The 19,866-nt window shown below is 70.5% G+C and carries 21 protein-coding genes; 19 read left to right on the top strand and 2 right to left on the bottom strand.

Translation table 11 applies throughout. The annotated features are described in order from the left end of the window. Positions 1-9 precede the first annotated feature (9 nt). The 8 genes from RR49_RS12995 to RR49_RS12960 are packed head-to-tail and all read left to right on the top strand — an operon-like array spanning position 10 to position 7,420. Positions 10-774: an ABC transporter ATP-binding protein gene (locus RR49_RS12995; RefSeq protein WP_045248505.1), complete on the top strand. Its 765-nt coding sequence runs from the start codon at positions 10-12 to the stop codon at positions 772-774. After that, positions 771-1,490 carry an ABC transporter ATP-binding protein gene (locus RR49_RS12990; RefSeq protein ID WP_045248504.1) on the top strand — a complete coding sequence of 240 codons (720 nt, stop codon included), beginning with the start codon at positions 771-773 and terminating at the stop codon, positions 1,488-1,490. Before RR49_RS12995 ends, RR49_RS12990 begins: the two co-directional genes overlap by 4 nt. Next, a complete protein-coding gene (locus tag RR49_RS12985; RefSeq protein ID WP_045248503.1) occupies positions 1,487-2,362 on the top strand; it encodes a branched-chain amino acid ABC transporter permease in 876 nt (291 codons plus the stop codon). Before RR49_RS12990 ends, RR49_RS12985 begins: the two co-directional genes overlap by 4 nt. Further along, positions 2,359-3,483 carry a branched-chain amino acid ABC transporter permease gene (locus RR49_RS12980; protein ID WP_045248502.1) on the top strand — a complete coding sequence of 375 codons (1,125 nt, stop codon included), beginning with the start codon at positions 2,359-2,361 and terminating at the stop codon, positions 3,481-3,483. Before RR49_RS12985 ends, RR49_RS12980 begins: the two co-directional genes overlap by 4 nt. Further along, on the top strand, positions 3,480-5,066 hold the full coding sequence (locus RR49_RS12975) for a class I adenylate-forming enzyme family protein (protein ID WP_045248501.1): 1,587 nt from the start codon (positions 3,480-3,482) through the stop codon (positions 5,064-5,066). Before RR49_RS12980 ends, RR49_RS12975 begins: the two co-directional genes overlap by 4 nt. Continuing rightward, on the top strand, positions 5,050-5,769 hold the full coding sequence (locus tag RR49_RS12970) for a TetR/AcrR family transcriptional regulator (RefSeq protein WP_048808881.1): 720 nt from the start codon (positions 5,050-5,052) through the stop codon (positions 5,767-5,769). The genes RR49_RS12975 and RR49_RS12970 overlap by 17 nt, the downstream gene beginning before the upstream one ends. Further along, complete coding sequence (locus tag RR49_RS12965) at positions 5,763-6,515, top strand: 3-hydroxybutyrate dehydrogenase (RefSeq protein ID WP_156454823.1); 753 nt, start codon at positions 5,763-5,765, stop codon at positions 6,513-6,515. Before RR49_RS12970 ends, RR49_RS12965 begins: the two co-directional genes overlap by 7 nt. After that, positions 6,512-7,420 (top strand): alpha/beta fold hydrolase, encoded by a 909-nt coding sequence (locus tag RR49_RS12960; protein WP_045248499.1) that lies wholly within the window; start codon positions 6,512-6,514, stop codon positions 7,418-7,420. Before RR49_RS12965 ends, RR49_RS12960 begins: the two co-directional genes overlap by 4 nt. Before the next feature lie 9 nt (positions 7,421-7,429). On the opposite strand, the gene RR49_RS12955 is transcribed toward RR49_RS12960, so the two are convergent. Further along, positions 7,430-8,224: an IclR family transcriptional regulator gene (locus tag RR49_RS12955; protein ID WP_045248498.1), complete on the bottom strand. Its 795-nt coding sequence runs from the start codon at positions 8,222-8,224 to the stop codon at positions 7,430-7,432. Between the two features lie 127 nt (positions 8,225-8,351). On the opposite strand from RR49_RS12955, the gene RR49_RS12950 reads away from it, so the two are divergent. Genes RR49_RS12950 through RR49_RS12940 form a run of 3 tightly spaced genes read left to right on the top strand, consistent with a single transcriptional unit; the run spans position 8,352 to position 10,965 of the window. After that, a complete protein-coding gene (locus tag RR49_RS12950) occupies positions 8,352-9,128 on the top strand; it encodes a CoA transferase subunit A (RefSeq protein ID WP_045248497.1) in 777 nt (258 codons plus the stop codon). Positions 9,129-9,130: 2 nt separating this feature from the next. Beyond that, positions 9,131-9,784: a CoA transferase subunit B gene (locus RR49_RS12945; protein ID WP_048808879.1), complete on the top strand. Its 654-nt coding sequence runs from the start codon at positions 9,131-9,133 to the stop codon at positions 9,782-9,784. After that, positions 9,781-10,965 (top strand): acetyl-CoA C-acetyltransferase, encoded by a 1,185-nt coding sequence (locus RR49_RS12940; RefSeq protein ID WP_045248496.1) that lies wholly within the window; start codon positions 9,781-9,783, stop codon positions 10,963-10,965. The genes RR49_RS12945 and RR49_RS12940 overlap by 4 nt, the downstream gene beginning before the upstream one ends. A 69-nt stretch (positions 10,966-11,034) precedes the next feature. Here the strand turns inward: RR49_RS12940 and RR49_RS12935 are convergent, their stop codons facing one another. Continuing rightward, positions 11,035-11,292: a hypothetical protein gene (locus RR49_RS12935; protein WP_045248495.1), complete on the bottom strand. Its 258-nt coding sequence runs from the start codon at positions 11,290-11,292 to the stop codon at positions 11,035-11,037. A 71-nt stretch (positions 11,293-11,363) separates the two neighbouring features. Here RR49_RS12935 and otsA point away from each other — a divergent pair, with 71 nt between their 5' ends. The 8 genes from otsA (at position 11,364) to RR49_RS12895 (ending at position 19,801) form a co-directional block, all read left to right on the top strand. Further along, a complete protein-coding gene (gene otsA / locus RR49_RS12930) occupies positions 11,364-12,767 on the top strand; it encodes an alpha,alpha-trehalose-phosphate synthase (UDP-forming) (protein ID WP_048808878.1) in 1,404 nt (467 codons plus the stop codon). Continuing rightward, entirely contained in the window at positions 12,764-13,546 is a 783-nt protein-coding gene (gene otsB, locus RR49_RS12925) for a trehalose-phosphatase (RefSeq protein WP_045248494.1), read from the top strand. Before otsA ends, otsB begins: the two co-directional genes overlap by 4 nt. A gap of 64 nt (positions 13,547-13,610) precedes the next feature. Then, positions 13,611-15,332, top strand: a complete 1,722-nt coding sequence (ilvD, locus tag RR49_RS12920) for a dihydroxy-acid dehydratase (protein WP_045248493.1) — start codon at positions 13,611-13,613, stop codon at positions 15,330-15,332. Between the two features lie 43 nt (positions 15,333-15,375). After that, positions 15,376-17,184, top strand: a complete 1,809-nt coding sequence (locus RR49_RS12915; protein ID WP_045248492.1) for an acetolactate synthase large subunit — start codon at positions 15,376-15,378, stop codon at positions 17,182-17,184. 2 nt (positions 17,185-17,186) lie between these two features. Then, positions 17,187-17,696 carry an acetolactate synthase small subunit gene (gene ilvN / locus RR49_RS12910; protein ID WP_045248491.1) on the top strand — a complete coding sequence of 170 codons (510 nt, stop codon included), beginning with the start codon at positions 17,187-17,189 and terminating at the stop codon, positions 17,694-17,696. A gap of 65 nt (positions 17,697-17,761) precedes the next feature. Further along, positions 17,762-18,787, top strand: a complete 1,026-nt coding sequence (ilvC, locus tag RR49_RS12905) for a ketol-acid reductoisomerase (protein WP_045248490.1) — start codon at positions 17,762-17,764, stop codon at positions 18,785-18,787. A gap of 145 nt (positions 18,788-18,932) precedes the next feature. Next, entirely contained in the window at positions 18,933-19,454 is a 522-nt protein-coding gene (locus RR49_RS12900; RefSeq protein ID WP_045248489.1) for a hypothetical protein, read from the top strand. Beyond that, positions 19,451-19,801, top strand: a complete 351-nt coding sequence (locus RR49_RS12895) for a hypothetical protein (protein WP_045248488.1) — start codon at positions 19,451-19,453, stop codon at positions 19,799-19,801. Before RR49_RS12900 ends, RR49_RS12895 begins: the two co-directional genes overlap by 4 nt. The last annotated feature ends 65 nt before the right edge of the window (positions 19,802-19,866 follow it).

Below are 19,866 nucleotides of genomic sequence, written 5' to 3'. Positions count from 1 at the left end.
GGAGGCCGCATGTCCAGCTCCACCCCGCCCGCCCTCGAGATCGCCGGCCTCGGCCTGCAGATCGGTGGCGCGACGATCCTGAAGGACGTGGACCTCACGGTCCCGGCCGGCTCCTCCGTCGGGGTCATCGGCCCCAACGGAGCAGGGAAGACCACCCTGTTCAACGCCGTGTCCGGACTCGTCAAGCCCACGTCCGGCTCCATCCGCCTCCACGGCTCCGACGTCACGCGCACGTCGGTCCCGCGCCGAGCGCGGGCGGGGCTGGGGCGCACCTTCCAGACCTCGAGTCTGTTCCCGCGGCTGAGCGTTCTCGAGAACGTGCGCCTGGCCGCCCAGGCTCAGCTCGGCGGCAGCTACTCGCTGCTGCGCTTCCCCGGGCGAGCGGATGCCGCGACCCGCCGCGCACACGCCGCGCTCGAGGAGGTCGGTCTCGACCACAAGCTCGACGCCTTCGCCGGCGACATCTCGCACGGCGACAAGCGCAAACTCGAGATCGCCGTGCTGCTCGCGACCGACGCCGACGTGGTGCTCCTCGACGAGCCCATGGCCGGCGTCGGGTCCGGTGACGTGCCGGGCCTCGTCGACACCATCCGCCGCATGCAGAGCGAGAAGAACTGCACCGTGCTCATGGTCGAGCACCACATCGACGTGCTCCTCGGCTTCGTCGACAAGGTCGCCGTCATGTACTTCGGCAGCATCATCGCCTTCGACGACCCCGCCGAGATCATGGCGAACCCGGTCGTGCAGCAGGCCTACCTGGGGACGGCGGCATGAGCGCGGCATCCGAATCGATCCTCGAGGTCGCGAACCTGCGGGCGACGATCGGCGGCCAGCAGGTCGTCGAGGATGTCTCGTTCTCGGTGCCCGCGACCGGCATCACCGCGGTACTCGGCCGCAACGGCGTCGGCAAGACCTCGACGCTGCGTGCGATCCTCGGGCTGATCTCCCGCCGTGGGCAGGTGACGCTCGCGGGGGAGCGGATCGACGGGCTCTCCACCCATCGCATCGTGCAGCGGGGTGTGGGGTACGTGCCCGAGGACCGAGAGGTCTTCGCCGGCCTCACGGTGGCCGAGAACCTCGCCCTTGCAGAGCGGCAGCGCAACCCGCGCCGCGAATTCGTCGCCGAGCTGTTCCCCGACCTCGTCGCCCGCCGCAATCAGGCCGCCGGCACGCTCTCGGGCGGACAGCAGCAGATGGTCTCGGTCGCCCGGGCCCTGCTCAACGACAACCGCATCCTGCTGGTCGACGAGCCGACCAAGGGGCTCGCGCCGAAGATCGTGACAGAAGTGGCGGATGCCCTCGCAGAGGCGGCGCGCACGGTGCCCATCCTGCTCGTCGAGCAGAACCTCGAGGTGGTGCGCCGGCTCGCCGGACCCGCGATCGTCATCAGTGGCGGGCGCGTGGTGCACACCGGCACCGCCGCCGGCATCCTCGACGACCCCGACCTCACGCGACGGCTGCTCGGAGTGCATGCGGAGGTGACCGCATGAGCTCCCTCGTGCTCGTCCTGATCACGGGCGTCGGCCTCGGCGCCCTCTACTTCCTCATCGCCTCGGGCCTCAGCCTCATCTACGGGCTCATGCACGTGCTGAACTTCGCCCACGGAGCCTTCCTGACGCTCAGCGCGCTGGTCGGCTGGGAGGTCGCGCGCCGCATGGACACCTCGTCCTGGGGTGGCTTCCTGCTCTCGATCCTGGCGGGCGCTGTCGTCGGCGCCGTGTTCGCGGCGGTCACCGAGTTGGCGCTGATCCGCCCCCTCTACGAACGTCACATCGAACAGGTGCTGGTGACCGTCGGGCTCTCGTTCGCCGCCGTCGCCCTGTTCGAGGGCATCTGGGGAACCGATCCGATCTACATCAAGGGTCCCGAGTGGCTCGTGCAGACGACCGACGTGCTGGGAGCGCGCATCCCGAACACCTACTGGGTGCTGATGCTCGCCGCCGCGCTCGTGCTCGCCGCACTCGTCGTGTTCCTGCGGCGCACGCGGTACGGCATGATCATCCGCGCCGGCGTCGAGAACCGGCAGATGGTGACCGCGCTCGGCATCGACGTCCGTCACTCGTTCACGCTCGTCTTCGCCATCGGCGGGGCGGCTGCCGGCATCGGCGGCGTGCTCGCGGCGCAGTACACCGGATATGTCTCGGCTCAGCTCGGGCAGACTCTGCTCATCTTCGCGTTCATCGTCACGGTCATCGGCGGCCTCGGCTCGCTCGCGGGCGCGGCGATCGCGTCGGTGATCGTCGCTGTGCTGCAGCAGTTCGCGAACTTCTTCCTCGGCGGCACCGGCGACTTCATCGTGGTCGTGCTGCTCGCGGTCGTGCTGCTGGTGCGCCCGCGCGGACTCCTCGGGAGGGCGGCATGACCGCGGCATCCATCTCGCAGCCCCGCCCGGTGCGGCGCGCACTCGTGCCGGCGATCGTCGGCGTCGTCCTCGTCGCTGTGCTCGCCGTGCTGCCCCTGCTCGACCTGTCGATCCCCGGCATCCTCCCCGGGCCCACCTACACGGCGGGCAGTCTGCAGCTCATGGCCCTGTGCATGGTCTTCGCCGCTCTCGCGCTGTCGTACAACATGCTGCTCGGCACCGCGGGACTGCTCTCCTTCGGGCACGCCCTCTACTTCGGGGCGGGGGCGTACGGCCTCGGCATCGTGCTGCAGTACGCCGGTGTGCCGCTGTGGCCGGGCGTGCTGATCGCCCTGATCGGCGGCCTCGCGATCGCGGCGCTCACCGGCGCGATCAGCATGCGGGTGACGGGCATCCCGTTCGCGATGGTGACGCTGGCATTCGCCCAGGCAGGCTCCGTGCTCGTGCGCCGCAACCAGGAGGTCACCGGAGGCGAAGAGGGACTCGCCCTCCCGACCGGCTCGGTTCCGGATGCACTGCTCGGGGTCGCGAACACCCGAAACCTCTACTGGATCGCCCTCGTGGTGGTCGTGCTCGTCTATCTCGTCGCGCTCTGGGTCGACAGTTCGCGCCTCGGGCACCTCGCGCGAGCGGCGCGCGAGAACGACCAGAGGGTGCAGATCCTCGGACTGCGCCCCTACACCGCGAAACTCCTGGTGTTCGTCGTCGCCGCCGGATGCGCCGCGGCCGCCGGTGTCGCCTACATGCTCCTGCAGTCGGGCACTCAGCCGCGGGCGGTGTCGGCCGACCTCACGATCACGATCCTCGTGATGGTCGTGCTCGGCGGTGTCGGGTTCCGCTGGGGAGCGGTGATCGGTGGGGTGGTCTACACGCTCCTCGACCAGCGCCTCACAGTGCTCGCCCGCACCGACGCGATCGCCGGCCTTCCCGACGTGCTGCGCGTGCCGCTCTCCGAACCGCTGTTCCTGCTGGGCGTACTGTTCATCATCGTGGTGATGTTCCTGCCCGGTGGGATCGCCGGCACCGTCGACCAGCTCGCGCGGCGGCGACGTTCGGGGCGTCGCGCGACGCCCCTGACCGAGCTGGATGCCGCGGAGGACCGCGTCGAGGCGCGGGTATGAACGCCCTCGACCTGACGCCGCTCGTCGACGAGCCGCACACCGTCGCGCGCTGGGTGCGCGACCGGGCGCGGCTGTCGCCGGCGTCCACCGCGATCGATGACCGAGGGGTTCGCATCGACTACGCGACGCTCGCCGAGCGCGTCGCGGGGTTCGTCGAGGCGTTGCGTGCGGCGGGCTACGGTGCGGGCGACCGCGTCGCCACCGTGTCGGGCAACTCGATCGACCACGTCGTGGCGTTCTTCGGCTGCGCGTCGGTCGGCGCGGCATTCGTTCCGCTGTCGTGGCGGGCAGCCGCCGGTGAACTCGCCGCCCTGATCGCACGCGCGCGGCCGCAGCTGCTCCTCGTCGACGATGAGTACGCGGGGCTCGTCGCCGAGGCACGCACGCACCTGGACACGGTGCCGCCCGTCGCCGTGCTCGGCGGTCACACCTCCGAGCGGGTGTTGCCGCCGCGGCATCCCGACCACGGCGCGGCACCGCGCCCCCGCGGGGTGCGCGACGACGATCCGCTACTGGTCATCTTCACCTCCGGAAGCGAGGCGAGCCCGAAGGGGGTCGTGCTCACCCACGCCAACTGCTTCTGGAACAACCTCGCCCTCGCCGGCGCGATCGAGATCGCCGCCCACGACGTCGTGCTCACGATGCTCCCGCAGTTCCACATCGCGGCATGGAACGTGCAGCCGCTGCTCGCGTGGTGGGCGGGCGCGACCGTCGTGCTCGAGCGGTCCTTCCAGCCCTCGCGTGTGCTGCCGCTCATCGCCGACCGGGGTGTGACCGTCATGATGGGCGTGCCCACGCAGTACCGACTGCTCGCCGACGACCCGAGATTCGCGGCATCCGATCTGTCGTCCCTGCGCGTCGCGCAGGTCGGCGGCGCGACGATGCCCGCCGACCTCCACGCCACGTGGCGCGCGCGGGGGGTGCGTCTCGCCCAGGGCTACGGCCTCACCGAGGCCGGCCCCAACGTGCTCACCGTGCCGGGGGAGACAGACGACCTCGTCGGCACGGTCGGACGCCCCTATCGCCACGTCGACGTCGCTCTCATCGATCCCGAGACCGGCGACCTGCTCGACGGCGCCGCCACCGGCGAGCTGGTCGTGCAGGGGCCGAGCGTGACGCCCGGCTACCTCGATGACCCCGACGCGACGGCGCGGGCCTTCGTGGGTGGCTGGCTGCGCACCGGCGACCTCGCCGAGCGCGACGCGCGCGGCGTCTACCGCATCGTCGACCGGCGTAAGGAGATCTTCATCTCCGGTGGCGAGAACGTCGCCCCCGCGGAGGTCGAGGCGGCGCTGCGCACGCATCCGCTCGTCGTCGACGCGGCGGTGGTCCCCGTGCCCGACCGGGTGTGGGGAGAGCGCGGTGTCGCGTTCGTCACGCTCGCTCAGCGGGCAGTGGTCGGTGAGGACGAGCTCGACGCGCACGCCCGCGGCATCCTCTCCTCCGTCAAGGTTCCGGTGCGATTCGTCGTGGTCGACGAGCTGCCCCGGTCCGCGGTCGACAAGATCGCCCGTCGGCGGCTGCGCGAACGCGCCGCCGCCCTCGTCCTCGAGCCCCGGAGGATCGATGAACACTCCCGATGACGCCCTGACGGATGCCGCGGCCTCCCCGGTCTCCCAGGCGACCGGCCGGCCTCTCACCAAGCGCGGTGAGGCGACCCGGCGACGCATCCTCGAGGCCGCCGAGCAGGTGTTCGCCGACCTCGGCTACCACGAGGCATCCATCGTGAAGATCACCGAGCGCGCCGGAGTGGGCCTCGGTACCTTCTACCTCTACTTCGACTCGAAGCAGTCGATCTTCGAGGCGCTCGTGCTCGACCTCAACCAGCGGGTGCGCCACGCGATGGGGGAGGCGATGGTCGGGGCGCGGTCACGGCTCGAGGCGGAACACGCCGGGTTCGCGGGGTTCTTCCGCTTCACGGCCGACCACCCGGCGCTCTACCGGGTCGTGCGCGAGGCCGAGTTCGTCTCACCCGCGCTGCTGCGCCTGCACTACACGCGCATCGTCGACGGCTACGAGGCGGGCCTTCGCGCCGCCCAGCAGGACGGAGATGTCGATGCCGGGCTCGATCCGGCCGTGGCTGCCTGGGCGCTCATGGGCGCGGGAGAGCTGATCGGCATGCGGTACCTGCTGTGGGAGAGGGATGCCACGGGCGCGATGCCCGCGCAGATCCCGTCGGACGTGTTCGCGGCGATGACGCGGTTCATCGACAACGCTCTCGCGCCCCGCCCGTCGACCATCGGCGCGCCGGTCGTGCGCGCCACCGAGGAAGGAATCGAATCGTGAGCACCGATCTGGCAGGCAGACGCGCCGTCGTGACGGGAGGGGCGAGCGGCATCGGGTTCGCCTGCGCCTCGCAGTTCGCGGCCCGCGGCGCCACCGTCGTCATCGCGGACCTCAACGCCGAGGCCGCCGAGAAGGCGGCGGCGGCGATCGGGGGCGAGACGTGGGTCGTCGACCTCGGTGACACCGCGGCGCTCGACGCGCTCACCCTCGACGCCGACATCCTCGTGAACAACGCGGGAATCCAGCGCGTCGCCTCGATCGTCGATTTCGACCCTGACGCCTTCCGCCTCATCCAGCGCATCATGCTCGAGGCGCCGTTCCTCCTGATCCGCGCGGCGCTCCCCGGCATGTACGAGCGCGGCTGGGGCCGCATCGTCAACATCTCGAGCGTGCATGGGCTTCGTGCGAGCGCATTCAAGTCGGCGTACGTCGCCGCCAAGCACGGCCTCGAGGGTCTCTCGAAGGTGACGGCGCTCGAAGGGGCCGAGCACGGCGTCACCAGCAACTGCATCAATCCCGGATACGTGCGCACGCCGCTGGTCGAGAAGCAGATCGCCGACCAGGCGAAGGTGCACGGCATCCCCGAGGACGAGGTGGTCGAGAAGGTCATGCTGACCGAGGCCGCGATCAAGCAGCTCGTCGAGGCGGATGATGTCGCGTCGCTCGTGGGCTGGTTGGTCTCGGATGCCGCGGCGATGGTCACCGGTGCGTCGTACACCATGGACGGCGGATGGTCCGCACGATGAGCGCCCATGTCGCTCATCCCCTCGACGTGGCCGTCGAGGGCGGCACCCTTCACGCGATCGTCTGGGAGCCGGTGGACGAGGTTCTCGGCGAGGTCGTGCTCGTGCACGGCGTCACCTCGTCCCTGCACGCCTGGGACGATGTCGTGCCGCTGCTTCCCGGCTACCGGCTGATCGCCCCCGACCTGCGCGGACGCGGGGCGAGCAACGGCATCACGCATCCCGCCGGGATGGCGGCCCATGCCGCCGACCTGGCTGCGCTCCTCGACGCCGCCAACGTGACGAGCTCCGTGGTGATCGGCCACTCGATGGGCGCGTTCGTGTCGCTCGCGTTCGCCTACCTCTGCCCGGAGCGCGTGAGTCGCCTGCTGCTCATCGACGGCGGGCTGCCGCTCGACGTGCCCGCGGGGCTCGACACCGACACGCTCGTCGCGGCGATCCTGGGGCCGACGGCCGAACGGCTCTCCCGCCGCTTCGCGAGCGTCGACGACTATCTCGACTTCTGGCGGGTGCATCCCGCGTTCCGGGACGACTGGTCGGCGACCCTCGAGGACTACCTCGCCTACGACCTCGTCGATGACGGCGCCGGGATGCTGCGTCCCGCCACGAGCTACGAGATCACCGCCGCGGACACGCTCGACATGAACACCGGTGATGTGCTGCCGGCGGCTCTCGCCGCGCTCGCACATCCGACGCGGTTCCTGACGGTGCCGCGCGGCCTGCAGAACGAGGAGCCGGGGCTCTACGCCCCCGACTACCTGGAACGCCTGCTCCCGACCGTTCCCGGTGTCGTGCATTCCCGTGTCCCCGGTTTCAATCACTACACGATCGTGCTGTCCGGGGGCGGCGCGGCGATCGTCGCCGCCGAGATCCGCGAGCAGGTGGCCGCGGCATCCGACTCGGTCTGACGCCCGGGCTCAGTTCCCCCCGGCGCGGTGCCCCGCGATGCGGGTCGTCAGCTGGTGGGCGTGCGCGAGCAGGATGCGTCCGAGCTCGGCGCGGCGCTCGGGGGCGAAGCGGAAGTCGACGCCGGTGAGGCTCAGCGCCCACTGCGGGTGACCGTCGCGGGTGAAGACGGCCGCGCCCATGCCGTAGCTGCCCTCGACGATGAGGCCGGGATTGACGGCGTAGCCGCGCTCGACGGTCTCGGCCATGCGGGCGCGCAGGCGGTCCTGTCGGTGAGCCGCTCCCCAGGCGCGGGGGAGGTCGGGATGCCGCTCGAAGTAGGCGTCCACATCGTGGTCGGGGAGGAACGAGAGGATGGCGAGCCCCGCCGAGGCGACACCGAGGGGGAACCGCACGCCCTCCGACAGCACCCGCGAGCGGATCGGGAACGACCCCTCCTCTTCGAGCAGGCACACCGTCTCGTCGCCACGCCGCACCGACAGGAACGCGCTCTCCTCGGTGCGCACCGCGAGTGAGCGCACGATGTCGCGGGCGACACCGGTCACGTCGTAGCGAGCGGCGGCTACCGTGCCCATGAGATACAGCTCGGGGCCTGGGCGCCAGCTGGCGGCGGACTCGTCGAGGTCGACCAGGCCCTCGTGCCGCAGCGCCGTGAGCAGACGGTGCGCGGTGGGCCGGGTGAGTCCCGTGGCCCGCGCGGCATCCGTCACGCTGACGCCGTCGGCGCCGGCGCGGGTCACGACCCGCAGGAGGGCGGCGGCGCGGGCGACGGCCTGCGCTCCCGGAACCGTCGTCGTGCTGTCCATGATGTGGACACTATGCGCCTATTCGCCCACATCGCAAGCACGTGATGGGCAGGATGCCGCACCCCGGCGAGACTCGGGGAGGACTCACCGACGACCACCCACGATCCGCTCGACGAAGGAGTGACCCGTGATCGACAAAGAAGTCGCGACGCCTGCCGAGGCCGTCGCCGACATCCCCGACGGCGCCAGCCTGGCGGTCGGAGGCTTCGGCCTCTCCGGCAACCCGATGGCCCTCATCGACGCCCTGCTCGCGCAGGGCACGACCGACCTCTCGATCGTCTCGAACAACTGCGGCGTCGACGACTGGGGTCTCGGGGTGCTGCTGAACGCCCGCCGCATCCGCAAGATGACGTCGTCGTACGTGGGGGAGAACAAGGAGTTCGAGCGGCAGTTCCTCTCGGGCGAGCTCGAGCTCGAGCTCACCCCGCAGGGAACCCTCGCCGAGAAGCTGCGCGCCGGCGGATCGGGTATCGCCGCGTTCTACACGCAGTCGGGCGTCGGCACGCAGGTCTCGGAGGGCGGGCTTCCCCGCCGCTACGACGGCTCCGGCGGCGTCGCCGTCGCGTCGCCCGCCAAGGACGTGCGCTCGTTCGACGTCTCGGGTCGAGCCCGCGACTACGTGCTCGAGGAGGCGATCGTCACCGACTTCGCGCTCGTGCACGCGTGGCGGGGGGACCGCCACGGCAACCTCGTGTTCCACAAGGCGGCGCGCAACTTCAACCCGCTCGCCGCGATGGCCGGGCGCATCTGCATCGTGCAGGTCGAGGAGCTCGTCGAGCCCGGGGTGCTCGACCCCGACGCCGTGCACCTGCCCGGCGTCTACGTGCACCGCATCGTCGAGGTCGGCACCGGCATCGAGAAGCGCATCGAGAAGCGCACCGTCACGGCGCGCGGGGAGGCATGACCATGGCGCTCACACGCACCGAGATGGCCGCGCGCGCGGCTCAGGAGCTCGCCGACGGCTCGTACGTCAACCTGGGGATCGGCCTGCCGACCCTCGTGCCGAACTACGTGCCCGCGGGCGTGACGGTGGTGCTGCAGTCCGAGAACGGCATTCTCGGCGTCGGCCCGTACCCTTTCGAGGAGGACGTCGATCCCGATCTCGTCAACGCCGGCAAGGAGACCGTGACCGTGCTTCCGGGTGCCGCGTTCTTCGACTCGGCGACGAGCTTCGGCATGATCCGCGGCGGCAAGATCGACGCCGCGATCCTCGGGGCCATGCAGGTCTCGGCCACGGGTGACCTCGCGAACTGGATGATCCCCGGGAAGATGGTCAAGGGCCCGGGCGGCGCGATGGACCTCGTGCACGGAGCGGCGAAGGTCGTCGTCCTCATGGAGCACGTCGCGAAGGACGGCACCCCGAAGATCGTCGACGCGTGCAGCCTGCCGCTCACGGGCCGCGGGGTCGTCGACCGGATCATCACCGACCTCGCCGTGATCGACGTGACTCCCGACGGACTCGTGCTGACCGAGCTCGCGCCGGGTGTGACGATCGACGAGGTCGTCGCCGCGACCGAGCCCGCGCTCGTCATCGCCGACACGCTTAAGGTGGACGCATGATCTCCGACGACGTCGTCATCGTTGCCGCCGCGCGCACCCCGCAGGGGCGGCTGCTCGGCCAGCTCGCGCCCTTCACCGCGGTGCAGCTCGGATCCTTCGCCGTCACCGGCGCGCTCACCCAGGGGGGCATCCCCGCCGGCGCCGTCGATGCGGTGATCGTCGGGCAGGTCCTTCCGGCGGGGTCGGGTCAGAACCCGGCGCGACAGGTCGCGATCGGCGCGGGGATCGGGTGGGATGTCCCGGCCCACAGCGTGAACAAGGTGTGCCTCTCGGGCCTCACGGCCGTCATCGACGCGGCGCGCATGATCCGGCTCGGCGATGCGCGCGTCGTCGTGGCCGCGGGCATGGAGTCCATGACCCGGGCGCCGCACCTGATGATGAACTCCCGGTCGGGCTGGAAGTACGGCTCGGTCGAGGTGCTCGACCACATGGCCCTCGACGGGCTCACCGACGCCTACGAGCACGACAGCATGGGAGCCTCCACCGAACGGTTGAACCCGACCTATCAGCTCACCCGCACGCAGCAGGACCACGTCGCCGCCCTGTCGCATCAGCGAGCGGCTGCCGCGCAGGCGGCGGGGGTCTTCGACGGCGAGATCGTGCCGATCGAGGTGCCCCAGCGCAAGGGCGAGCCGCTGCGGCTAACCGCCGACGAGGGGGTGCGCCCGGAGACCACCATCGAGACGCTCGCGGCGCTTCGTCCGGCTTTCGCCGAGGGCGGCACCATCACCGCCGGCAACTCGTCGCCGATCTCCGACGGTGCCTCCGCGGTCGTGCTCACGACGCGGGCGCACGCCGACGACCAGGGCTGGACGGTGCTCGCCGCGGTCGGTGCCTCCGGCCAGGTGGCCGGCCCCGACAACTCGCTCCACGCGCAGCCCGCCCACGCCATCGAAGTGGCCGTGCAGAAGCACGGCATCACGGTCGGCGACCTCGACCTCATCGAGATCAACGAGGCGTTCGGGGCGGTGGTGGCGGCGTCCACCGCTCGTCTCGGCGTCTCGGAGGAGATCGTCAACATCCACGGCGGGGGCATCGCGATCGGGCACCCGATCGGGGCATCCGGCAACCGGCTCGTCGTGCACGTGGTGCACGAGTTGGTGCGCCGGGGATCGGGCACCGCGGCCGTCGCGCTGTGCGGCGGCGGCGGTCAGGGCGATGCGCTGATCATCACGCGCTGATCATCACCCGCTGACAGCACGACGCCCGCCCTCGTCTGGAGGGCGGGCGTCGTCGTGTGTCGGGGGCGCTCAGCGGCGCAGGCGCTTGGCGAGCAGCTTCGCCTGCTTGTCGGCGACGGGGGAGTCGTTGCCGATCACGTGTCCGTGGCCGGCGCGGAAGGTGTCGACGATCGCACCGATCGCGAGCGCAAGGGTGATGCCCCAGCTCAGCCACGCGAGCGCGGTGCGCCAGGTGAACGGCTCGTCGCTCCCGCGCAGGCCGCGCAGCAGGGTGAATCCGCTCGTGATGGCGCCGATGATGCCCGTGCCGAAGAGGTACTTGCGCATGTGTCAACCGTAGTCGGCCCGCCGACGGGTGCGGATAGCCTGGACGGACCGAATCAGAGAGCAGGGCCCTTGTGACTCAGGCCGACTTCGTGGTCGTGGCAAACAGACTCCCGGTGGATCGCGACGACGAGGGCGGCTGGCGGCATTCGCCCGGTGGTCTCGTCACCGCGCTCGAGCCGGTCATGCGCAAGCGTGACGGCGCGTGGGTCGGATGGCCCGGCAAAGCCGACCTGGAGCTCGACCCGCTCGAGGTCGACGGCATCTTCATCGTGCCGGTCGCGTTGTCGGCCGCAGAGGTCGAGAACTACTACGAGGGCTTCTCGAACGACACGATCTGGCCGCTCTACCACGACGTCATCGCCGCGCCGCGGTACAAGCGCATCTGGTGGGACACGTACGTGGCGGTGAACCGTCGTTTCGCGAAGGCGGCGGCGGATGTCGCGGCCCCCGGCGCGACCGTCTGGGTGCAGGACTACCAGCTGCAGCTCGTTCCGGCGCTGCTGCGGGAGCTGCGGCCCGACCTGACGATCGGCTACTTCCACCACATTCCGTTCCCGGCATACGGGATCTTCGCCCAGCTGCCCTGGCGTCGTCAGGTGCTGGAGGGTCTCCTCGGCGCCGACGTCATCGGCTTCCAGCGAGTGGCCGACGCCGGCAACTTCGCCCGCGCCGTGCGCCGCCAGTTCCACTACGAGACGCGCGCTAGCGGCATCCGGGTGCCGACGCCCGACGGTGGCACGCGCCTCGCGCTCGCCAAGGCGTTCCCGATCTCGATCGACGCCGACTCCTACGTCGAGCTCGCGCAACGGGAGGACGTGCGCGCGCGGGCGGCGGAGATCCGCGCGAGCCTCGGGAATCCCCGGAAGATCCTGCTGGGAGTCGATCGACTCGACTACACCAAGGGCATCCGCCACCGGCTGAAGGCGTTCGGTGAACTGCTGGGCGACGGCTCCCTCTCGGTCGAGGACGTCACCCTCGTGCAGGTCGCGAGCCCCAGCCGGGAGCGCGTCGAGGCGTACATGCAGCTGCGCGACGAGATCGAACTGACGGTGGGGCGCATCAACGGCGACCACGACACGATGGGGCACACGGCGATCCGCTACCTGCACCAGGCATACCCGCGCGAGGAGATGGTGGCGCTCTACCTTGCGGCCGACGTCATGCTCGTGACGGCGCTGCGCGACGGCATGAACCTCGTCGCGAAGGAGTACGTCGCCACCCGCACCGACAACCGCGGCGTGCTCGTGCTGAGCGAGTTCGCGGGAGCCGCCGACGAGCTGGGCAGCGCGCTGCTGATCAATCCCCACGACATCGACGGCGTGAAGGACGCCATCCGGCGCGCGATCGACATGCCCGCGGCGGAGCAGGGGCGACGGATGCGGGCGCTGCGCCGCCGCGTGATCGAGCACGACGTCGAGGACTGGTCGCGCTCGTTCCTGACGGCGCTCGACGCGACCCGCCCGGACGCCCGATGACCGCGGTGGCGCCGGAGGCGGCGACCGAGCGCATCGCTCGGGTCGCGGCATCCGACGTTCTTCTGGTGGCGCTCGACTTCGACGGCACCCTGTCGCACACGGTCGACGAGCCGATGTCGGCGCGCATGATCCCCGCCGCCCGCGCGGCGCTCGGTGCGCTGGCGGCTGCGCCCCGCACCCACGTCGCGCTCGTGTCGGGGCGCTCGCTCGCCGACCTGCGGGTGATCGCCGAGCACGACGACGCGTCGCCGTGGCACCTGGCGGGCTCGCACGGCATCGAGTACTGGCATCCGGGGGAGTCGGGCGTCGAGGGAGCGCCGACCTCCGAGGAGACGGCGACTCTTGACCAGCTGGCGGACACCGCCGAGGGTCTCGTCGCCGACCTCGACGGCGCCTGGATCGAACGCAAGAGCTTCGGCTTCGGTGTGCACACCCGGCTGAGCGAGCCGGATGCCGCAGCCGCCGCCCAGCAGCGGGTCGATGACCTGGTCGCGCGCGAGGCGCCCGACTGGCGGCGGCGAACCGGGCACGACATCGTCGAGTACGCGTTCCGCGAGGGCGGGAAGGACGACGCGGTGCGCCGCCTCGCCGATCGCGTCGGTGCGACTGCCGTCGTGTTCGCCGGCGACGACGTCACCGACGAAGACGCGCTGCGCGCCCTGGGACCGGCGGACCTCGGCGTGCGGGTCGGTGCGGGGGAGACCGCCGCGGCCGTGCGGGTGGGCTCGCCCGAGGAGCTCGCGGCCCTGCTGCAGCACCTCGCCGACGCCCGCGGCTGAGCGACCGCGCGCGCGGTCCGCGCGTGCGCCGGCGGGAATGCGGCCCGGGCCTACACTCTGTTACATGCCTGAAACCCCCGCTGCAACCGGCGCGCCCGCCGTCGACATCAAGCCCCGCAGCCGCGTCGTCACCGATGGCATCGAAGCCACCACGTCGCGCGGAATGCTCCGTGCCGTCGGCATGGGCGACGAGGACTGGGACAAGCCCCAGATCGGCATCGCGTCGAGCTGGAACGAGATCACCCCGTGCAACCTGAGCCTCGACCGGCTCGCGCAGGGCGCGAAGGAGGGTGTGCACTCCGGCGGCGGCTACCCGCTGCAGTTCGGCACCATCTCCGTCTCCGACGGCATCTCGATGGGCCATGAGGGCATGCACTTCTCGCTGGTCTCCCGCGAGGTCATCGCCGACTCCGTCGAGACGGTCATCATGGCCGAGCGCCTCGACGGCTCCGTGCTTCTCGCCGGCTGCGACAAGTCGATCCCCGGCATGCTGATGGCCTCCGCCCGCCTCGACCTCTCCAGCGTGTTCCTCTACGCGGGGTCGATCGCTCCCGGCTGGGTCAAGCTCAGCGACGGCACCGAGAAGGATGTCACGATCATCGACTCGTTCGAGGCGGTCGGCGCCTGCCTCGCGGGCAAGATGAGCGAGGCCGACCTCAAGCGCATCGAGTGCGCGATCGCCCCCGGTGAGGGCGCGTGCGGCGGCATGTACACCGCCAACACCATGGCTTCGGTCGCCGAGGCCCTCGGGCTCAGCCTCCCGGGCTCGGCGGCGCCGCCCTCGGCGGACCGTCGCCGCGACTACTTCGCCCATCGCTCGGGCGAGGCCGTCGTGAACCTGCTGCGCCAGGGCATCACGACCCGCGACATCCTCACCAAGGAGGCCTTCGAGAACGCGATCGCCCTCGCGATGGCCCTCGGCGGTTCGACCAACGTCGTGCTGCACCTGCTCGCGATCGCCCGCGAGGCGGACGTCGAGCTGAGCCTGCACGACTTCAACCGCATCGGCGACAAGGTTCCCCACGTCGCCGACATGAAGCCGTTCGGCAAGTACGTCATGAACGACGTCGACCGCCACGGCGGCATCCCGGTGATCATGAAGGCGATGCTCGACGAGGGTCTGCTGCACGGCGACGCGCTCACCGTGACCGGCAAGACGCTCGCGGAGAACCTGGCCGATCTCGACCCCGACCCGGTCGACGGCACAGTCATCCACACGTTCGACAACCCCATCCACGCCACCGGCGGCCTGACGATCCTGCACGGCTCGCTCGCCCCCGAGGGTGCCGTGGTGAAGACCGCGGGCTTCGACGCCGCCGTCTTCGAGGGTCCCGCCCGTGTGTTCGAGCGCGAGCGTGCCGCGATCGACGCTCTCGCCGAGGGATCGATCGAGGCGGGCAGCGTGGTCGTCATCCGCTACGAGGGCCCCAAGGGCGGCCCCGGCATGCGCGAGATGCTCGCGATCACGGCCGCCATCAAGGGCGCCGGGCTCGGCAAGGATGTACTACTCTTGACGGACGGTCGATTCTCCGGCGGCACAACCGGCCTCTGCATCGGCCACATAGCACCCGAAGCGGTGGACGCAGGTCCCATCGCCTTCGTGCGCGATGGTGATCTGATACGGGTCGATATCGCGGCTCGCACTCTCGACCTACTCGTCGATGATGCAGAGCTCGACTCCCGCCGCTCTGGCTGGGAGCCGCTTCCCCCGCGCTACACCCGAGGCGTTCTGGCCAAGTACTCCAAGCTCGTGCGCTCCGCCGCGGAGGGCGCGACCACGGGGTGACCCCGCCGCATCCCATTCACCCACTCCTGTCGAGGTACTCATCATGTCCGCCGACACCGCACCGGCTGTGCCGCGCCCGCCGGCACGTACTGCGTCCGCTCCCGTGATCACCGGGGCCGAGTCCGTCGTCCGCACCCTCGAGCTTCTCGGGGTCACCGACGTCTTCGGTCTTCCCGGCGGCGCGATCCTGCCGGTCTACGACCCACTCATGGACTCGTCGAAGATCCGCCACATCCTCGTCCGCCACGAGCAGGGGGCCGGTCACGCCGCCCAGGGCTACGCGGCGGCGACCGGCAAGACGGGGGTTGCGATCGCGACGTCCGGGCCCGGTGCCACGAACCTCGTCACCGCGATCGCCGACGCCTACATGGACTCGGTGCCGATCGTCTGCATCACCGGGCAGGTGTTCTCGACCCTCATGGGTACGGACGCCTTCCAGGAGGCCGACATCGTCGGCATCACGATGCCGATCACGAAGCACTCGTTCCTCGTGAAGGATGCCTCGGAGATCCCCGGAGCGATCACCGCGGCCTTCGAGATCGCCAGCACCGGCCGTCCCGGACCCGTGCTCGTCGACATCACGAAGGACGCGCAGCAGGCCGAGGTGCCGTTCGTGTGGCCGGCGAAGATCGACCTGCCCGGCTACCGTCCGGTGACGAAGGCGCACGGCAAGCAGATCCAGGCGGCCGCGCAGCTGATCGCCGAGTCGTCGAAGCCGGTGCTGTACGTCGGCGGCGGTGTGGTGCGCTCGCAGGCCTCGGCCGAGCTGCGCACCCTGGCCGAGGCGACCGGCGCTCCCGTGGTGACGACGCTCATGGCGCGTGGCGCGTTCCCGGACTCGCACCCGCAGCAGCTGGGGATGCCGGGCATGCACGGCACGGTGCCGGCGGTGCTCGCCCTGCAGGAGGCCGACCTGATCGTCGCCCTCGGTGCCCGCTTCGACGACCGCGTGACGGGCAAGGCCTCGCTGTTCGCCCCGAACGCGAAGGTCGTGCACGTCGACATCGACCCTGCGGAGATCTCGAAGATCCGCATCGCCGACGTACCGATCGTGGGCGACCTGCGCGACGTGCTGGTCGACCTCGACACGGCGTACGCGCAGGCGGTCGCCGCGCAGGACGGTCGCGCCGACCTCACCGAGTGGTGGTCGTTCCTCGACGGCCTGCGTGCCGAGTTCCCGCTCGGCTACGCGCCCACGAGCGACGGTCTCCTCGCGCCGCAGCAGATCATCAGCCGCATCGGCGAGCTGACCGGCCCGGAGGGCATCTACGCCGCCGGCGTCGGTCAGCACCAGATGTGGGCGGCGCAGTTCATCGGCTATGAGCGTCCGAACGCGTGGCTCAACTCCGGCGGCGCCGGAACCATGGGCTACGCGGTGCCCGCCGCGATGGGCGCGAAGGTCGCCGAGCCCGACCGTGTCGTATGGGCGATCGACGGCGACGGCTGCTTCCAGATGACCAATCAGGAGCTCGCCACCTGCACGATCAACCAGATCCCGATCAAGGTCGCGATCATCAACAACTCGTCGCTGGGCATGGTGCGCCAGTGGCAGACCCTCTTCTACGACGGTCGCTACTCGAACACCGACCTGAATACGGGCCACGACACCATCCGGGTGCCCGACTTCCTCAAGCTCGCCGAAGCCTACGGATGCCTCGGCATCCGCGTGGAGCGCGAGGACGAGATCGACGCGGCCATCGAGCTGGCGCTCGCCACCAACGACCGCCCGGTCGTGATCGACTTCGTCGTGAGCCGCGACGCCATGGTGTGGCCGATGGTGCCGCAGGGCGTCAGCAACAGCTATGTCCAGTACGCGCGTGACCACGCGCCCGCGTTCGAGCAGGAGGACTGACCATGACCAGTCACGTGCTGAGCCTCCTCGTCGAGAACAAGCCCGGTCTGCTGACCCGCGTCGCGGGCCTGTTCGCCCGTCGCGGCTTCAACATCGAGTCCCTCGCGGTGGGTGTCACCGAGGTGCCGGGTCTGTCCCGCATCACCGTGGTGGTCGACGTCGATGACCTCCCGCTCGAGCAGGTCACCAAGCAGCTGAACAAGCTGATCAACGTGATCAAGATCGTCGAGCTGGATGCCGCGGCATCCGTGCAGCGCGAGCACGTGCTCGTGAAGGTGCGCACCGACAACAGCAACCGCTCGAGCGTGCTGGAGGTCGTGAACCTCTTCCGCGCCTCGGTGGTCGACTACGCCCCGGACGCACTCGTGGTCGAGGTGACCGGCGACCGCGGCAAGGTGGATGCGCTGCTGCGCGCTCTCGAGCCGTTCGGCATCAAGGAGCTCGCCCAGTCGGGCCTCCTCGCCATCGGCCGCGGGCCGAAGAGCATCACCGAGCGGGTCCTCCGCGCCTGACCGTACGCACTCGGGAGGGTGCGACATCCCGTTTCATCACAGCTTTAACAGAAGGAGAAAGACAAGTGGCAGAGATCTTCTACGACGACGACGCCGACCTCGCGCTCATCCAGGCGAAGAAGGTCGCGGTCGTCGGCTACGGCTCGCAGGGACACGCGCACGCGCAGAACCTCCGCGACTCGGGCGTCGAGGTCGTCATCGCCCTCAAGGAGGGCTCGAAGTCGACCGCGAAGGCTCAGGAGGACGGCTTCGAGGTCAAGACCGTGGCCGAGGCGGCCGAGTGGGCGGACCTCATCATGATCCTCGCGCCCGACCAGCACCAGCGGTCGATCTACAACGACGAGATCAAGCCCCACCTCGCGGCGGGCAAGACCCTCGCGTTCGCGCACGGCTTCAACATCCGCTTCGGCTACATCGAGGCGCCCGAGGGCGTCGACGTGATCCTCGTGGCCCCCAAGGCCCCGGGTCACACGGTGCGTCGCGAATTCGTCGCCGGTCGCGGCATCCCGGACATCATCGCTGTCGAGAAGGATGCCTCGGGTCAGGCGTGGGACGTCGCGAAGGCGTACGCCAAGGCCATCGGGGGAACCCGTGCCGGTGTGATCAAGACCACCTTCACCGAGGAGACCGAGACCGACCTGTTCGGCGAGCAGGCGGTTCTCTGCGGCGGCGTGTCGCAGCTGATCCAGTACGGCTTCGAGACCCTCACCGAGGCCGGCTACCAGCCGCAGATCGCCTACTTCGAGGTGCTGCACGAGCTCAAGCTCATCGTCGACCTCATGTGGGAGGGCGGCATCGCCAAGCAGCGCTGGAGCGTGTCCGACACCGCCGAGTACGGCGACTACGTCTCGGGCCCCCGCGTGATCGACCCGCGCGTCAAGGAGAACATGCAGGGCGTGCTCGCCGACATCCAGTCGGGTGCGTTCGCAGAGCGCTTCATCGGCGACCAGGACGCCGGAGCCCCCGAATTCCACGCGCTGCGTGAGAAGGCGGCTCAGCACCCCATCGAGGCCGTGGGTCGCGACCTGCGCGCGCTCTTCGCGTGGAAGCAGCAGGACGCGGACTACGTCGAGGGCAGCGCCGCGCGCTGATCCTCTCGATCCTCCGACGTCGGAGCCTCCCGCGACCGTCGCGGCGACCTGTGGTCGCCCGGCCGTCGCCGGGAGGCTCCGGCGTTTCGCGCCCGGGGCAGGGCGCGCAACGCGGGGGAGTGCGACGGCGTGAGAGGGTGGAGTTATGGCCAGACCCGACGACGACGATGCGCTGCGCTGGGACGGTGACGACGATCCGACGCTGACGCCGTCGGGTGTTGCGCAGTCCGCTCCTCGTGCGGCATCCGCTCCGTCCCCCGCCGCGCCCGCGAAGGCGACCCTCCCCGAGGGGTTCGCCGCGGTCGGCAAGGGGAGCGACGAGGTCGAGACGGTGGATGCCGCCGGCGACCCCGTCGCGACGGGTCCCGCGCCCATGGGCAACGTGATGCTCGTGACGGTGGGTGTGCTCGGCGGCGTGTACGCGCTCTGGACGATCGGCTGGATCGTCGGGGGCCTGCGCCTGCGCACAGTGGCGGAGGTGCTGGTCGATCCCGTCGCCTACACGGTCGCGATGTGGCTCGCGGTGGCGACGCCCGCGATCTGGTTCTTCGTCACGTCCTGGCTGACGGCGCGCTCGCGCACCTGGGTGCGGCTGGTGCTGCTCATCGCGGGTGCGGCGCTGCTCGTGCCGTGGCCGTTCGTGATGGTCGGGGCGGTGGGGTCATGACGACGGATGCCGCTCCTCGCCGCCGTGCGGCGCTGCCGGTGTGGCTCGTGGCCACGGTCTCGGCGTTCTTCGGCCTGTTCTATGCGTACGCCGTGTGGGCGGCGGTCGGATTCCTCGTCTCGCAGGCGTCGGGTCCGCTCGGTCTGAACGGCTACGGCTGGTTCGTGCTGATCCTCGCGGTCGTGTTCCCGGCGATCACGTTCGCGGTGGCGTTCGCGATCGGATGGCGTCGGCGCCTGCTGCCGTTCGCGGCGATCCTGCTCACCGGGCTCGGCGTGACGGCGGTGTTCTGGGTGAACGTGCTCGGCTACGCAGCCGCCTACGGCGCTCAGCTGCTCGGCTCGTGACGCTCTGCGAGCCCGTCACACGGTCGGAGCGGCATCGCTCGGCGCGATAGGCTGGCGCTCACTGC

Origin of the sequence: Microbacterium ginsengisoli (assembly GCF_000956535.1) — a bacterium.
Classification (GTDB): Bacteria; Actinomycetota; Actinomycetes; order Actinomycetales; family Microbacteriaceae; genus Microbacterium; species Microbacterium ginsengisoli.
The sequence above is the reverse complement of the archived record's forward strand: the minus strand, read 5'-3'. Positions and strand labels throughout refer to the sequence as shown.

What these genes read in the sequence shown, in the direction of transcription:
- RR49_RS12995 (WP_045248505.1), top strand. Translation starts at nt 10, where the DNA reads ATGTCCAGCTCCACCCCGCCCGCCCTCGAGATCGCCGGCCTCGGCCTG.
- RR49_RS12990 (WP_045248504.1), top strand. Translation starts at nt 771, where the DNA reads ATGAGCGCGGCATCCGAATCGATCCTCGAGGTCGCGAACCTGCGGGCG.
- RR49_RS12985 (WP_045248503.1), top strand. Translation starts at nt 1,487, where the DNA reads ATGAGCTCCCTCGTGCTCGTCCTGATCACGGGCGTCGGCCTCGGCGCC.
- RR49_RS12980 (WP_045248502.1), top strand. Translation starts at nt 2,359, where the DNA reads ATGACCGCGGCATCCATCTCGCAGCCCCGCCCGGTGCGGCGCGCACTC.
- RR49_RS12975 (WP_045248501.1), top strand. Translation starts at nt 3,480, where the DNA reads ATGAACGCCCTCGACCTGACGCCGCTCGTCGACGAGCCGCACACCGTC.
- RR49_RS12970 (WP_048808881.1), top strand. Translation starts at nt 5,050, where the DNA reads ATGAACACTCCCGATGACGCCCTGACGGATGCCGCGGCCTCCCCGGTC.
- RR49_RS12960 (WP_045248499.1), top strand. Translation starts at nt 6,512, where the DNA reads ATGAGCGCCCATGTCGCTCATCCCCTCGACGTGGCCGTCGAGGGCGGC.
- RR49_RS12955 (WP_045248498.1), bottom strand. Translation starts at nt 8,224, where the DNA reads ATGGACAGCACGACGACGGTTCCGGGAGCGCAGGCCGTCGCCCGCGCC.
- RR49_RS12945 (WP_048808879.1), top strand. Translation starts at nt 9,131, where the DNA reads ATGGCGCTCACACGCACCGAGATGGCCGCGCGCGCGGCTCAGGAGCTC.
- RR49_RS12940 (WP_045248496.1), top strand. Translation starts at nt 9,781, where the DNA reads ATGATCTCCGACGACGTCGTCATCGTTGCCGCCGCGCGCACCCCGCAG.
- RR49_RS12935 (WP_045248495.1), bottom strand. Translation starts at nt 11,292, where the DNA reads ATGCGCAAGTACCTCTTCGGCACGGGCATCATCGGCGCCATCACGAGC.
- otsB (WP_045248494.1), top strand. Translation starts at nt 12,764, where the DNA reads ATGACCGCGGTGGCGCCGGAGGCGGCGACCGAGCGCATCGCTCGGGTC.
- ilvD (WP_045248493.1), top strand. Translation starts at nt 13,611, where the DNA reads ATGCCTGAAACCCCCGCTGCAACCGGCGCGCCCGCCGTCGACATCAAG.
- RR49_RS12915 (WP_045248492.1), top strand. Translation starts at nt 15,376, where the DNA reads ATGTCCGCCGACACCGCACCGGCTGTGCCGCGCCCGCCGGCACGTACT.
- ilvN (WP_045248491.1), top strand. Translation starts at nt 17,187, where the DNA reads ATGACCAGTCACGTGCTGAGCCTCCTCGTCGAGAACAAGCCCGGTCTG.
- RR49_RS12900 (WP_045248489.1), top strand. Translation starts at nt 18,933, where the DNA reads ATGGCCAGACCCGACGACGACGATGCGCTGCGCTGGGACGGTGACGAC.
- RR49_RS12895 (WP_045248488.1), top strand. Translation starts at nt 19,451, where the DNA reads ATGACGACGGATGCCGCTCCTCGCCGCCGTGCGGCGCTGCCGGTGTGG.